The organism is Halobaculum litoreum, assembly GCF_030127125.1.
Classification (GTDB): domain Archaea; phylum Halobacteriota; class Halobacteria; order Halobacteriales; family Haloferacaceae; genus Halobaculum; species Halobaculum litoreum.
The window spans coordinates 390,661-403,035 of the sequence record NZ_CP126156.1 but is presented as its reverse complement, the minus strand read 5'-3'; the positions used below and the strand labels follow the sequence as shown (position 1 = coordinate 403,035).

Here is a 12,375-nt window from a genome sequence, read left to right as displayed (position 1 = left end):
CCGTCAGCGACTACGCCGGCGGTCGGGCGGCGTCCCCGACCCGATAGCGCTCCGCACGAGGTCGGCGGGCGTGGCCGACGCGCTCGGCCACGCACTCGCGGAAGTGTACGTCGTCCGCGTACAGGGACAGGCCAGCCCCCATGACCGCGGCGTCGCCGGTGGACGTGGCCGTCTCCGGCGTCGGGTCCCCGACTCCCCACCCCGACGAGTAGACACACCGCTCCCGCGGCCACGACCACGACCGCCAGACCGCGGCGCCGTCGTGAGCGACGGCACGGAGCGTGTGTGTGGTCGTGCGCAGGTCAAGGGCGAGCGTCGCCGACGCGTCGGCGGGGAGCCGGTATCGCCCGCCGGCGACGCGCTCGCCGTCCCGTTCGACGACCACCGACAGGGCTCGCCGGCTCGTCGCGCCGTTGGACAACAGGAGGAAGTCGCCGTCGCTTCGGGGCGGGAGGTCGTCCGGTCCGGCGTCGACACAGCCGGCGGTCGGGGCGACGAGCGCCGAGCCGGCGAGGCGGAGGGCGGCTCTCCGTGTGGAGGGCATCGCCGGCACGACGGCCGCCAGCCGCGAAACTCTACCGCCCGCGGCGGCGGCGCGCACGACCCCTTTTGTCCGTCGGGCGACTACCTCGGCCGTGTCACGCATCGGTCGGTTCCTCGTCGCCGCCGCCGTCCTCCCCCACGAGGCGGCCCACGCCGCGGTCGCGCGGCTGTTCGGCCTCCGCGCCGAGGTGGAGGTGCTGCCGGCGTGGGAGGGGCGCGGGCGCCCGCTCGGTCGCTTCGACGCCCGCGTGCCGGAGTCGACGCCGACGCTCGTCGTGCGAGCCGTGGCGCTGGCGCCGCTGGCGTACGTCGGGGTCGCGGCCGTGCTCGACGCCGTCCTCCCCGGCGGGTCGGACCTGCGGCTGGTCGCCATCGCGCCGCTGGCGTACTGGGCGGCGCTGTCGAACGGCGACCTCGCGGTGGCGGCCGACCCCGAGGCGGTGTGCGAGCGCGGGCGGTTCCTCGTCGCCGACGCGGGGTGGAGCGGGCCGACCGCCGACGCCCTCACCGTCCTCACGACGGGCGCGGTCGCCGGCCTGTTGCTGGCGTGAGCCGCGCTGTCGCCGCCCACGCCGCGGCGTCGAACGGAAGCGATTAGCGTCGCGCGACCCTGCGTTCGGGCGTGTCACGGCTCCGTCGCGCCGGGTCGGCGCTGGCCCGCGCGCTGGCCGACGCCGGCGTCATCGACGAGCGCCGCCTGCACGCGACGACCGACCTCGCGTGGCCCCGCATCGTCACCGGGTTCGCGATCATGTCGAAGCGGACGGTCGACCTGGCGCTCGTGGGGCTGGTCATCGGCCCGGCCGCCGTCGCGGGGCTGACGCTCGCGAACGCGTTCTGGATGCTCGCGAAGTTCGTCGCCATCGGCCTCGCGGGCGGCACCGTCTCGCTCGTCTCGCAGAACCACGGCGGCGGCGACGACGACCGCGCCGCGGCGGTCGTCCGTCTCAGCGTCCTCCTGTCGGTCGCGCTCGCGGTGCCGGCGGTCGTCGCGTTCGCGGTCGGCGCCGAGCCGCTGATCGGCGTCCTCGGCGACGACGCCGACAGCGTCGGCTACGGCGCGGCGTACCTCGCGGTCGTCGCCCCCGGCCTCCTGTTCGAGTTCCTGAACCTCGTCGCCAGCCGGACGTACGCCGGCGTCGGCGACACGCTCACCCCGATGGTCGTGCGCGCCGGCGGCGCCGTCGCGAACATCGCCCTCTCGGGGGCGTTCGTTCTGGGGCTGGGGATGGGCGTCGAGGGGGCCGCCCTCGGCACCGCGCTGGCGACGGCGCTGGTCACCGTCGTGTTCGCGTGGGGGATGACCGGCCGGAGCTACCTCCGGGGCGCGGCGCCAGCCCGGTCCCCCTGCGGCTGCGCGGGTCGGGCGCGGACCGCGAGCTGCTCGCCCAGATCGGCCGGGTGTCCGCCCCGCTTGTCGCCCGCCGCGCGGCGCAGGGGCTCGTCGTGTTCCCCCTGCTCGCCATCGCCGCGACGTTCGGCCCGGTCGCGGTCGCCGCCGTCGGCGTCGGCCGGCAGGTGCGCGCGCTCGTCGGCAGCTTCTCGTGGGGGTTCTCCATCGCCGCCTCGACGCTCGTCGGGCAGGAGCTCGGCCGCGGCGACGAGGCGGAGGCGGAGGCGTACGGCCGGGGGATCACCCGGCTGTCGGTGCTGGTGTACCTCCTCGCGGCCGCGGTCGTCCTCGCGCTCGCGGACCCCATCGCGGGCGTGTTCGTCGACGACCCCGCGAACCGGGCGCTGTCGGCGGACTTCGTCCGCGTCGCCGCGGTGAGCGTCGTCGCGCTCGGCGTCGACGGGTCGATCACCGGCGCGTTGCGCGGCGCGGGCGACACGCGGGTGCCGTTCGTCGCGACGCTCGTCGGCGCGTACCTCGCGGCGCTGCCGCTCGCGTGGGCCGGCACGGTCGTGCCGGCGCTGGGCGTGGGGGGCCTGCTCGTCGCGCTGGTCGCCGAGACGGCGGTGCCGCTCGTGGTGAACGCCCGGCGGTTCCGCTCGAACCGGTGGAAGGCCGTCAGCAGGGAGTACCGCCCGGAACCCACCGACTGAGTCGCGGGCGACGGCGAACGGCGGCGGCCGGGCCCGGGCGTCCGGACGGGTCAGGTGCGGGTGGCCGGGCAGTCCCCGACCGCCTCGCCGTCGACGAGGATCCGGTCGGGGCCGTCGACGGTGACGCGGTGGCCGTCGACGGTGAACACGAAGTGCCAGTCGTCGCTCCGGAGCGACGACAGCGCGTTCAACGCGTCGGCGTCGATCCAGTCGTGGAGGTTGAACTCCAGCTCCAGCGGCGTGACGCCGCGCGCGTCGGCGATCGCCTCGATCACCGCGACCGGGAGCCGCGACTCGGCTACCATCGACCGCCCTCCGGCGCCGCGACCGACGTCGCCCGACCGCGTCCGCGCCGCACGATCACACCGCCCCCGGAAGCGGTGTCGTCCGCTCCTCCCGGCGCGCCGCCGTCAGGATCGGCTCGGCGCCGTCGAACGCCGCGCCCATCCGGAGTTCGTCGTCGTCCCACCGGACGAGGCCGGTGTCGACGAGCTTCGGCAGGTGGACGTGCACGAACCGGATCCGCGTCTCGCGGCGGCCCGCGTCGAGGCGGGGAAGCTCCTCCGGGACGCGAACGGTGCCCGGGTGTCCCCGGTCGAGCATCGTCCACAGCAGGCGGCGTCGCGCGCGGTCGCTCAGGACGTCGTACAGTTCGCTGACCGTGAGATCGCCGTGCTCCATCGATAGGTGCACGCCCACGACCGCACTACATAGGTGCTTCAACCAGATCCCGATCCGATGGCGACGGGTCGGTGTCCGGTCGGTCACGCCGCGGGCTCGCGGGGGGCCATCACCCACGCTTATGCCGACGCGCGGCCGCCTCACCCCATGCGAATCACCGTACTGGGCGCGGGCACGATGGGGAGCGGCATCGCGCACGCGGCCGCCACCGCCGGCCACGACGTCGCCCTCCGGGACGCCGAGGAGGCGTACGTCGAGGACGGCGTCGCGAGCGTCGACGCGACGCTCGCCGAGGGCGTCGACCGCGGGAAGGTGACCCCGGCCGAGCGCGAGGCGGCGCTCGACCGGATCGCGGGGACGACGGACCTGGCGGCGGCCGCCGCCGGCGCCGACCTCGTCGTCGAAGCGGTGCCCGAGGACCTCGACCTGAAGCGGGAGACGCTCGCCGAGGCGGAGGACCACGTCGCCGCCGACGCGGTGCTGGCGTCGAACACCTCCGCGCTGTCGGTGACCGAGCTGGCGAGCGGGCTCGACCGCCCCGAACGCCTGCTCGGCCTCCACTTCTTCAACCCGGTCCACCTCATGGGGCTGGTCGAGGTCGTCGTCGCCGAGCGGACCGACGACGCGACCCTCGCGACGGCCCGGGCGTTCGTCGACTCGCTGGGGAAGGCGACCGTCGAGGTGCGCGACTCCCCCGGCTTCGCCTCCTCGCGGCTGGGCGTCGCCCTCGGCGTCGAGGCGATCCGGATGTACGAGACGGGCGTCGCCGGCGTCGCGGACATCGACGCCGCGATGGAGTTGGGGTACAACCACCCGGTGGGCCCGCTGGAGCTGACGGACGTGGTCGGCCTCGACGTGCGCCTCGACATCCTCGAGCACCTCCGCGAGGAGTTGGGCGAGCGATTCCGCCCGCCGCAGGCGCTCAAACGGAAGGTCCGCGCGGGGAAGCTGGGCAAGAAGACCGGCGAGGGGTTCTACGTCTGGGCGGACGGCGAGGCCGTCCGTCCCGTCGACGAGCCGGCCGACGCGGGGGCGGACGATGTCTGACCCCGATCCGGCGGCCGACCCGGAGACGGTCGCGGCCGACTGCGACGTCGTCGACTGCGCGGTCGGCGACCGCGTCGACGGGGTGGCGACGGTGACGATCCGCCGGCCGGCGGCGCGGAACGCGCTGAACGCGCAGGTGCGCGAGGAGCTGACGGCGGTGCTCGCGGCGGTCGAGGCGCCCGACAGCGGCGTCCGGGTGGTCGTCCTCACGGGCGCCGACGAGGCGAAGGCGTTCGTCGCCGGCGCCGACGTCGGCGAACTCCGCGAGCGGGACATGCTCGAACAGCGCCGGGCGAGCGAGCGCCCCCGCGTGTACGAGACGGTCGCCGATCTCCGGCAGCCGGTGATCGCGCGACTCAACGGCCACGCGCTCGGCGGCGGCTGCGAACTCGCGCAGGCGTGCGACGTCCGGATCGCCCACGAGCGGGCGAAGCTCGGCCAGCCCGAGATCAACCTCGGGATCATCCCCGGCGGCGGCGGCACCCAGCGGCTCGTCCGCCTCGTCGGCGAGGGGCAGGCGATGAAGCTGATCCTCTCGGGGGAACTGGTCGACGCCGCGGAGGCGGACGAAATCGGCCTCGTCGACGAGGTCCACGGCGACGGGGCGTTCGACGACCGCGTGTACGAGTTGGCGGCGTCGATGGCCGACAAGAGCCCCGTTGCGCTGGAGTACGCCAAGACCGCCGTGCGGGCGGCCTCGCGGATGGGGCTGGACGAGGGGCTCGACTACGAGTCGGAGCTGTTCGTCGGGCTGTTCGCGACCGCCGACAAGGACGAGGGCATCGACGCGTTCTTCGAGGACCGCGAGCCGGAGTGGGAGGGGCGGTAAGGCGGCGACGGACGACGGCTCAGTAGCGCACGACGGCGTCGACGATGCCGGCGGTCTGCCCGACGCCGACGAGCGCGAGGCCGGGGACCGCGAGCGCGAGCAACGGGTCGGTCGGACCGCCGACGAACACGCCCGCGAGATACACCGCCGCGCCGACGAGCGACAGCGCCGCGGCCGCGCGGTTCACGGGGCGAGCCGTCCCGGCGGACGCACGCGCCGTGTACCACAGCGCCGGCGCGGGCAGCAGCATCCAGCCGACGACCGACACGAGCAGCGGCGTCGTCCCGAGCCCCGGCGCGAGGAGGCCGGCGGTGCCCGCGAGCGTCACGGGGATGCCGACGAGGATCACGGTGCGCCACGCCCGGAGCACGCCCGTGCGCATGTCGGTCCACGAGAGGACGACGAACAGGACGAGCAGCGCGTCCATCACGAGGTGCGCGATCAGGACGGGGCGGTCGCCGACGGCGCCGAGGTGGGCGGCGACGGCGAACGCCCACGCCAGCGGGACGAGGCCGGCGGGGGCCGTCTCGCGGATGCGTCGGAACACGGCGACGAGACGGCGGTCGCCGTGAAAACCGTTCCCCCGGTCGCCCCGTGGCGGGGCCGGCCGCGACTACAGGAGCGCCGCGGCGACGCCGACGACCGGCACGAGCACGAGGAGGTACACGGCCGCCTCGATCGCCCACGCACGCCGGGTCGCGCGCAGTCGCTGGCGGGCCATCCCGACCGAGCGCGGCAGCACGACGAGCGCGAAGAACCCGACCATCAGCGGGTACATCGCCACGCCGGCGACGACCGTCGCCGCCGCGCCCGGTCCGAGGACGCTCGCGACCGCGAGCAGGAGCCACACGTACAGCGCGCCCGACAGCGTCCCGGCGACGTAGTGGACCGCCGTGGCGAGGCGGTCGGGCGACTCGTCGGGGTGGGTGTCGGTGAGGACGCCGCTGGCGACGCTCGGCGGCGTCCACCCCTCGTCGAGGCGGTCCATCGCCCGGTCCATCGCGAGCGTCGCGAGGACGCCGCCGCCGACGCCGACGAGGAACAACAGCGGGATCGACAGCGGCACGGGCGCGAGCAGCGGGAGCGGAGTCGGTGTCACGGTCGTGCCACGGGCGCGAGCTACCTATCGGTTTCCGCCGGGCGCAGGCGGGCGGGCGGCCGCCGCCCCGCTCACGCCGCGCCCGTGTCGGCGCCGTCGCGGTCGACGCGGACCCACTCCTCGAGGGTGAAGCGGTCGTACGCCGTCGACTCGACCAACTCCCAGTCGGCCGCGTCCCACTCGGGGTACTGCGAGTCCCCGTCGTAGCTGCCGTGGACGCGGCTGAGCGCCATGCGGTCGACGTGGGGCTGGAACAGCTCGTAGATCTTCCCGCCGCCGATGACGTACGCCGTGTCGGCGCCGAGCGACTCGGCGACCGCGACCGCCGCCTCGACGTCGGCCGCGTGGTGGGCGGTGGCGACGTCGAAGGAGTCGACGCTGCGCGAGAGGACGATCTGGGCGGCGCCCGGGAGGTCGTCGCGCATCGAGTCGAACGTCTTCCGGCCGAGGATCACGGGGTCGTTCGCGATGCGCGCGCGGTACTGCTCCTTGTCGGCGGGGATGGAGGGCCACGGGAGTTCGCCGTCGTCGCCGATGACGCCGTTGTCTGCCACCGCCGCGACGGACACGAGTTCGACCATGGTCGCGTGTCGGCGGGGCGACGCATACCGCTTTCCCCGGCGCGGGCGGCCGCCGGCGCGTCCCCCGCCGGCGTCCCGCGCGGGTCGGGCGCTCCGTCACGGTTATGCGCCCGGGCGAGCGCCTCACCGTATGGAGATCGGAGTCGTCGGCGTCGGCGGGGGCGGGAACGCCCTGGCGGACGCCCTCGTCGCGGACGACGCACGGCGGGCGACGGAGTACCTCGTTCGCGCCGTCGCCGTCGACACGGACGCCGCCGCCTTGGAGTCGCTCGACCGCGTCGCCGACGACGACCGACACCTGCTCGGGGCGGTCCACACGGACGGTCGCGGCACCGGCGGCGACGCGGAGTTGGCCGCCGAGATCGCCCGCGAGGAGCGCCCCGAGCTGCAGGCCGCGGTCGACGCCCTCCCGGTCGGGCGCATCGACGCGACGGTCGTCTGTGCGGCCCTCGGCGGCGGCACCGGCGCGGCGGTCGCCCCGGCGGTCGTCGACGTGCTCGGGCAGGTGACTGGCACGCCGGTGTACGTGCTGGGCGTCCTCCCGGGGGACGCCGAGGCGGGCGGCGACGGGGACGCCGTCGACACGGCCGACGGACCGAAGCGACGCGACCCCGACGCCGCGCCGAGCGGCCCGGACCGACCGCTGGCGTCGAACGCCGCGGACGCGGTGCGGGCGCTCAGGGCCGGCGCCGACGACCTCGTCGCCGCGGACCTCGACGTGTGGCGCGCCAGCGGGGCGTCGTACGCCGCCGCGTGGCCGACCGCCGACGAGGCGATCGCGACGCGCCTCGGCGCGCTGTGTGCCGCCGGCGAGGCCGCCGACCCCACGCCCGAGCGTGTGCTCGACGCGAGCGAACTGACCAACACGTTCGGCGCCGGCGGCGTCTCCGCCGTCGGCGCCGCGAGCACCGCCGTCGACAACGGCCGCCGGGAGGGCGTCGTCGGCGGCCTGCTCGACCGCTTCGGCGGCGGCGACCCGGACGTCGACGAGGGCGAGGCGGTGTCGGTCGCGGTCAACACGGCCCGGAAGGCCGTGACCCACCGCCTCTCGATGCCGTGTGACGTCGCGAGCGCGTCCCGCGCGGCCGTCGTGTTCCACGCGCCCCCGGCGTGGCTCAGCCGACGCGGCGTCGAGCGCGCCCGGGCGCTCGTCGGCGAGGAGACGGGCGTCCCCGAGATCCGGTGGGGCGACCACCCGGACCCGACAGCCGAGTCGTTCGGCGTCACGGTGCTGCTCTCGGGCGTCCGTGCCAGCGACCGCCTCGAACGGCTCGGCGACGGCGTCGACCCCGAACGGCTGGGCTGACCCCGCCGGCGGAGCGCGCCGGACCGGCGCCGCTCGTGAACCGACCCGTTTAGGCTCGCTCGCACACCACCGACCCGTATGAGCGCCGACGGGGACGACGAGCCGACCGTACCGATCGTCTGCGAGGAGTGCGGCACGAGCACGCGGGTGCCGCTGTCCGACCTCGCCGACCAGCTGGAGCGGCACAACCGGACCCGTCACGACGGCGAGGAGGCCGCCCGCGTCGACCCGGCCATCGCCGACCGCATCGCGGACCTGGTGGTCGAGGACATGGGCCTGCTCGAAGACGAGTGAGCGACGGGGCGGTGTGACGGGCGGCCGGTCGCCTCGGCGACCGTGTGTCCGCGAAAAGGGGTAGCACGCCTCCGGCGGCGCGGTCGGGCGGCGTCAGTCGTCGGTCGGCATGTGCGACTGGAGGTGGGCCGCCATCTCGCCCACCTCGCGTTTGAACGTCCCGAGGTCGTACTCCTGCGCGTGGATCATGCTGCTCCAGCGCGGCGTCGCGCCCGCGAGGAACGCCACCTCGGCCAACTCCTCGTCGGTCGCGCCGTGGAGCTTCGCGGCCCCGCGGTGGAAGTTGATGCAGTACGGGCACTTCAGGTTCGACGCGACCGCGAGGTTGATCAGCTCCTTGTACTTCGCGGGGACGACGGTCTCCTCGAGAGTGAGCCGCTTGAACGTCGGCCACTCGTTGACGAGGTCCTCCTGGTTCAGGTCGCCGAAGAACCCGGGCACCATGCCGAGCGACTCCTCGATCTCCGCGACCGTCCGGTCGTACGCGTCTGTCGTCGATGTCGTTGCCATAGTTGTGTTTCTCCGGTGTAACGGGCGTCCCGTCACCCGTGACAACGGACGCGTCGTGGCGGCTTTGTTATGGATATCGACGGTTCCGGGTGGGCCGACCGTGCCGACTCGGACCTCCCCGCTGGCCGCCACGACGGCCGGACGCCGACCGGCGCCGCCGTCGTCGGGAAGGGCGGGCCGACGCCGAGTACGTGCCCGTTCGCGGACCGGTGGGGTCGGGCGGCCGTGGGACGCCCGCCGCGGTCGGGGCGAACGGTACGGCGAGGCTGCGACGACTCCCGCACGGCGGGGATCGCCACACGGCGCGGCGGGGCGAGGGAGCGCGGGTCGCGGCCGCCGCGGTCGCCCCGTTGTCACCACCCCGGAACGGTCGCGGCGGCTATGCAGTCCGGGCGAGTATCGTAGGCGGATCGTGACGCACACCCCCGGAAGACGGCGAGGTCGCGCCGTCCGAGCCGACGGCGGGATCGACGAGGACCGGCTGGAGGCGGTCCGCGGCGACGTCCGCGCGCTGCACGACTACCTGACGGACCGCGCCCGACGGAGCGTCGCCGCGGTGGCGTACTCGGTCGACGGCCGGACGTTCGAGTACGAATCCCCCCTGTCGCTCCCGGTCCCGGTCGGCGGCTACGTCGGGCTGTCGACGTCGGGCGGGACGGCGTACCTCGGACAGGTGGTCACGAAGACCGTCGTCGACCGGGAGGGCGCGGAGTTGGGGTTCGAACTGGACCTGCGCGACCGGGACGTCCTGCCGCCGGGCGTGAGCGTCTCCGGCGTGACCGACCGCCTGCGCGTGCGGGCGCTCGACGGCGAGGGGGTGCTGCTCGGCCGGATCACGGGGGAGGGGATCGCGGCGACCGACGCCGACGACGCCTTCGAGACGGCGTCGATCGCGCGGGCGGACGCCGCGACGGTCGACCGGTACCTCGCCGGATCGGGGCGGACCGCCGCCCTCCCGATCGGGCGGGCGCTGTCCGTCGAGGGCGGCGCGACCGTGCGGCTCGACGCCGCCGGGTTCGGTCGCCACACGTTCCTGTGTGGCCAGTCGGGGTCGGGCAAGACGTTCTCGCTGGGGATCCTGCTCGAACGCCTGCTCGTCGAGACCGACCTCCGGATCGTCGTCGTGGACCCCAACTCGGACTTCGTGCGGCTCGACACCGTCCGGCCGCGCGAGGAGGTGAACCGACTCCGGGCCACCCCCCTGTCGGCGGCCGAGTACGAGCGCACGGTCGCCGAGTACGAGCGCGCCACCGAGCGCCTCCGGGTGGCCCGCCCGCGGTCGGTCGCGGCCGAGGGCGGGCGCGTCCCCGACGACGGCGACGCCGACACCGACGTGTTGCGCCTCCGGTTCGGCGACCTCGGGGCCGAGGAGCAGGCGACGGTGCTCGGCCTCGACCCGCTCGAGGACCCGGACGAGTACCGCGCCTTCCGCGACCTGGTCGACGGGCTCGGCGACGAGCCGTACTCGTGGGCGGAGGTCCGCGACGCGCTCGGCCGCGAGTACGGCGCGGACGCCCGACGCCTCGGCCTGCGGATCGCGAACCTCGGCGTGGCGGACTGGGAGGTGTGGGCCGCCCCGGGGGAGTCCTCGGTGGTCGACACGCTGGCGGGCGACGACTGGCGGTGTCTGGTCCTCGACGTGGGGACGCTCGGGTCGGCCGCCGAGGGAGCGGTCGTCGCGAACGCCGTCCTCGCGCGGTTGTGGCGCGACCGGACGCGCCGGCGGCCGACGCTCGTCGTCGTCGACGAGGCGCACAACGTCTGTCCGCGCGACCCCCGCGACGCCCTCCACGCGGCCGCGACCGACGCCGTGACGCGCGTCGCCGCGGAGGGGCGCAAGTACGGGCAGTACCTCCTGGTGGCCACACAGCGGCCGGGGAAGCTCCCGGAGAACGTCCTCTCGCAGTGCGACAACCTCGCGCTCATGCGGATGAACTCGCGGGACGACCTCGACCGGCTCGCGGCGCTGTTCTCGTACGTCCCCGAGAGCCTGCTGGCGGAGGCGACGAAGTTCGGCCTCGGCGAGGCGGTCGTCGGCGGACGGTTCGTCCGCAACCCCACGTTCGCGCGCTTCGAGGGGCGTCTCACCGTCGAGGGCGGCGCCGACGTGCCGGCGACGTGGGCGCGAGCGCGCGACGAGTCGGCCTGACCCCGCCCCGAGGGGCGGTCACAGGAGCAGGATCGTCAGCCCCAGACAGGCGATGCCGAGGATCACCCCGACGAACCGCGAGGGCCACCGCTCCACCTCGGGGTCGGTGAACACCGGCTGGAGGAACGTCGCCCCCGCGACGACGCCGAAACAGACGACGATCACCAGCTCCGGCGGGTACTCGAACAGCAGGATCAGGAGGTACGCGCCCTCGAACACCCACGGGAAGAACACCAGCTGGGTGAACGGGGAGGGGTCGGGCATCCGCCCGATGTACGTGAGGAAGTCGGGAACCACCCACGCGAACGCCCCCGCGAGGAACATCGCCAGCGACATCGCTACCAGCCCGGCGACGGTCGTGAGTTCGAACGCGGCGGACGGCATGGAGCCTCGAACGGCCGGTTCCGGGCGGGACGGTATAACTGATCGGGGGCTCGTTATTGGCGGTGATACTCGAACGGGTCGCCCGCCGGCCGGACCGGCCGACGGCGGAGCCGGGAGCCCGGCTACGTCCCGTCGGCGGCCAGTCCCCGCGCGAACGTCTCGCTGACGAACTCCCGCACCGCCGGGTACTGCTCGGCGCCGATGTCGTCCTCGTGCGTCGTCTCCCTCGAGCGCTGTGAGACAAACGCCCGTTTGCGTCTACGCGAGACCTATTTCGCGGGGCGCCCGACTCGGGACGTGTCCCGAACCACACTGGCGCTGGCCGTCCTCGTCGTCGCCGTACTGGCCGGCTGTACGGGAGCGGCCGGGCCCGGCGCCCCCACGGACGCCCCCGATCGGTCGACGCAGTCGCCGTCCGCCGCCACCTCCGGCCCCGACGAACCGCCGCTCGACGTCGACGGCGCGGCGGGGACGCTCGGCCCGGACGAACCCCCACACACGGTCCGCATCGTGAACGAGGGGAGCGCGACCCGGAACGTGACGCTCGTCGTCCGCCGCGACGGCGAGTCGGTGTACGACGGCTCGTTCCGGTCGTTCCCGAACACCACCGTCCTCGGGGAGATCGACCACGTCGGGAACTACAGCCTGACCGTCGCCGTCGCCGGCGGCGGCGGCGTCACGGAGACGATCGCGGCGTCGTCGTTCGACTGCAACAGTGCGACCACGACGTTCGACGTGAGCGACCCCGACCCGAGCGTCCGGACCGTCTCGACGGAGATGGCCTGTGGCACCGCCGACGGCTGAGTCGGGCGAGCGCTCCCCCCGGTTGCCCGGTGTGCTCCCCGCCCCCCAACATCGTGGGGATACAGGTACGTCGCCGGGGAGCGACCGGTGACCGTGAACTCG

General features: G+C 74.8%; 15 protein-coding genes and 1 pseudogene. 8 read left to right on the top strand and 8 right to left on the bottom strand.

The window, feature by feature from the left end:
- Positions 1 to 10 precede the first annotated feature (10 nt).
- A complete protein-coding gene (locus tag P0R35_RS02135; protein ID WP_284013617.1) occupies positions 11 to 544 on the bottom strand; it encodes a hypothetical protein in 534 nt (177 codons plus the stop codon).
- A gap of 91 nt (positions 545 to 635) precedes the next feature.
- Here P0R35_RS02135 and P0R35_RS02130 point away from each other — a divergent pair, with 91 nt between their 5' ends.
- The gene (locus P0R35_RS02130; protein ID WP_284013616.1) at positions 636 to 1,094 is read left to right on the top strand and encodes a hypothetical protein; all 459 of its coding nucleotides are present in this window, start codon (positions 636 to 638) and stop codon (positions 1,092 to 1,094) included.
- Positions 1,095 to 1,153: 59 nt separating this feature from the next.
- Positions 1,154 to 2,589: pseudogene (locus P0R35_RS16365) on the top strand (MATE family efflux transporter).
- Positions 2,590 to 2,639: 50 nt separating this feature from the next.
- Here the strand turns inward: P0R35_RS16365 and P0R35_RS02110 are convergent.
- Entirely contained in the window at positions 2,640 to 2,894 is a 255-nt protein-coding gene (locus P0R35_RS02110) for a HalOD1 output domain-containing protein (protein WP_284013613.1), read from the bottom strand.
- Between the two features lie 55 nt (positions 2,895 to 2,949).
- Complete coding sequence (locus P0R35_RS02105) at positions 2,950 to 3,270, bottom strand: hypothetical protein (protein WP_284013612.1); 321 nt, start codon at positions 3,268 to 3,270, stop codon at positions 2,950 to 2,952.
- A 147-nt stretch (positions 3,271 to 3,417) separates the two neighbouring features.
- Here P0R35_RS02105 and P0R35_RS02100 point away from each other — a divergent pair, with 147 nt between their 5' ends.
- Both P0R35_RS02100 and P0R35_RS02095 read left to right on the top strand, forming a co-directional pair.
- Positions 3,418 to 4,317, top strand: a complete 900-nt coding sequence (locus P0R35_RS02100; RefSeq protein ID WP_284013611.1) for a 3-hydroxyacyl-CoA dehydrogenase family protein — start codon at positions 3,418 to 3,420, stop codon at positions 4,315 to 4,317.
- Positions 4,310 to 5,146 (top strand): enoyl-CoA hydratase/isomerase family protein, encoded by an 837-nt coding sequence (locus P0R35_RS02095; RefSeq protein WP_284013610.1) that lies wholly within the window; start codon positions 4,310 to 4,312, stop codon positions 5,144 to 5,146. The genes P0R35_RS02100 and P0R35_RS02095 overlap by 8 nt, the downstream gene beginning before the upstream one ends.
- Before the next feature lie 19 nt (positions 5,147 to 5,165).
- On the opposite strand, the gene P0R35_RS02090 is transcribed toward P0R35_RS02095, so the two are convergent.
- The 3 genes from P0R35_RS02090 to P0R35_RS02080 all read right to left on the bottom strand — a co-directional run bounded on the left by P0R35_RS02090 (position 5,166) and on the right by P0R35_RS02080 (position 6,826).
- Entirely contained in the window at positions 5,166 to 5,693 is a 528-nt protein-coding gene (locus P0R35_RS02090; RefSeq protein WP_284013609.1) for a hypothetical protein, read from the bottom strand.
- Between the two features lie 66 nt (positions 5,694 to 5,759).
- Entirely contained in the window at positions 5,760 to 6,212 is a 453-nt protein-coding gene (locus P0R35_RS02085) for a hypothetical protein (RefSeq protein WP_432765055.1), read from the bottom strand.
- Positions 6,213 to 6,316: 104 nt separating this feature from the next.
- Positions 6,317 to 6,826: a dihydrofolate reductase gene (locus tag P0R35_RS02080; RefSeq protein WP_284013607.1), complete on the bottom strand. Its 510-nt coding sequence runs from the start codon at positions 6,824 to 6,826 to the stop codon at positions 6,317 to 6,319.
- 130 nt (positions 6,827 to 6,956) lie between these two features.
- On the opposite strand from P0R35_RS02080, the gene P0R35_RS02075 reads away from it, so the two are divergent.
- Together P0R35_RS02075 and P0R35_RS02070 are read left to right on the top strand one after the other, a co-directional pair.
- The gene (locus P0R35_RS02075; RefSeq protein ID WP_284013606.1) at positions 6,957 to 8,132 is read left to right on the top strand and encodes an FtsZ/tubulin family protein; all 1,176 of its coding nucleotides are present in this window, start codon (positions 6,957 to 6,959) and stop codon (positions 8,130 to 8,132) included.
- Between the two features lie 78 nt (positions 8,133 to 8,210).
- Entirely contained in the window at positions 8,211 to 8,426 is a 216-nt protein-coding gene (locus P0R35_RS02070) for a DUF8149 family protein (protein WP_284013605.1), read from the top strand.
- A 93-nt stretch (positions 8,427 to 8,519) separates the two neighbouring features.
- Here P0R35_RS02070 and P0R35_RS02065 read toward each other — a convergent pair whose 3' ends face one another.
- Complete coding sequence (locus P0R35_RS02065) at positions 8,520 to 8,936, bottom strand: carboxymuconolactone decarboxylase family protein (protein WP_284013604.1); 417 nt, start codon at positions 8,934 to 8,936, stop codon at positions 8,520 to 8,522.
- 412 nt (positions 8,937 to 9,348) lie between these two features.
- Between P0R35_RS02065 and P0R35_RS02060 the strand changes: the two genes are divergently transcribed.
- On the top strand, positions 9,349 to 11,085 hold the full coding sequence (locus tag P0R35_RS02060) for an ATP-binding protein (RefSeq protein ID WP_284013603.1): 1,737 nt from the start codon (positions 9,349 to 9,351) through the stop codon (positions 11,083 to 11,085).
- An 18-nt stretch (positions 11,086 to 11,103) separates the two neighbouring features.
- On the opposite strand, the gene P0R35_RS02055 is transcribed toward P0R35_RS02060, so the two are convergent.
- Positions 11,104 to 11,469, bottom strand: a complete 366-nt coding sequence (locus P0R35_RS02055; RefSeq protein WP_284013602.1) for a hypothetical protein — start codon at positions 11,467 to 11,469, stop codon at positions 11,104 to 11,106.
- 297 nt (positions 11,470 to 11,766) lie between these two features.
- Here P0R35_RS02055 and P0R35_RS02050 point away from each other — a divergent pair, with 297 nt between their 5' ends.
- The gene (locus P0R35_RS02050; RefSeq protein ID WP_284013601.1) at positions 11,767 to 12,273 is read left to right on the top strand and encodes a hypothetical protein; all 507 of its coding nucleotides are present in this window, start codon (positions 11,767 to 11,769) and stop codon (positions 12,271 to 12,273) included.
- The last annotated feature ends 102 nt before the right edge of the window (positions 12,274 to 12,375 follow it).

Excerpts from the sequence above, each read along its gene's own strand:
- P0R35_RS02135 (WP_284013617.1), bottom strand. The coding sequence starts at position 544 with ATGCCCTCCACACGGAGAGCCGCCCTCCGCCTCGCCGGCTCGGCGCTC.
- P0R35_RS02110 (WP_284013613.1), bottom strand. The coding sequence starts at position 2,894 with ATGGTAGCCGAGTCGCGGCTCCCGGTCGCGGTGATCGAGGCGATCGCC.
- P0R35_RS02105 (WP_284013612.1), bottom strand. The coding sequence starts at position 3,270 with ATGGAGCACGGCGATCTCACGGTCAGCGAACTGTACGACGTCCTGAGC.
- P0R35_RS02100 (WP_284013611.1), top strand. The coding sequence starts at position 3,418 with ATGCGAATCACCGTACTGGGCGCGGGCACGATGGGGAGCGGCATCGCG.
- P0R35_RS02095 (WP_284013610.1), top strand. The coding sequence starts at position 4,310 with ATGTCTGACCCCGATCCGGCGGCCGACCCGGAGACGGTCGCGGCCGAC.
- P0R35_RS02080 (WP_284013607.1), bottom strand. The coding sequence starts at position 6,826 with ATGGTCGAACTCGTGTCCGTCGCGGCGGTGGCAGACAACGGCGTCATC.
- P0R35_RS02075 (WP_284013606.1), top strand. The coding sequence starts at position 6,957 with ATGGAGATCGGAGTCGTCGGCGTCGGCGGGGGCGGGAACGCCCTGGCG.
- P0R35_RS02070 (WP_284013605.1), top strand. The coding sequence starts at position 8,211 with ATGAGCGCCGACGGGGACGACGAGCCGACCGTACCGATCGTCTGCGAG.
- P0R35_RS02065 (WP_284013604.1), bottom strand. The coding sequence starts at position 8,936 with ATGGCAACGACATCGACGACAGACGCGTACGACCGGACGGTCGCGGAG.
- P0R35_RS02055 (WP_284013602.1), bottom strand. The coding sequence starts at position 11,469 with ATGCCGTCCGCCGCGTTCGAACTCACGACCGTCGCCGGGCTGGTAGCG.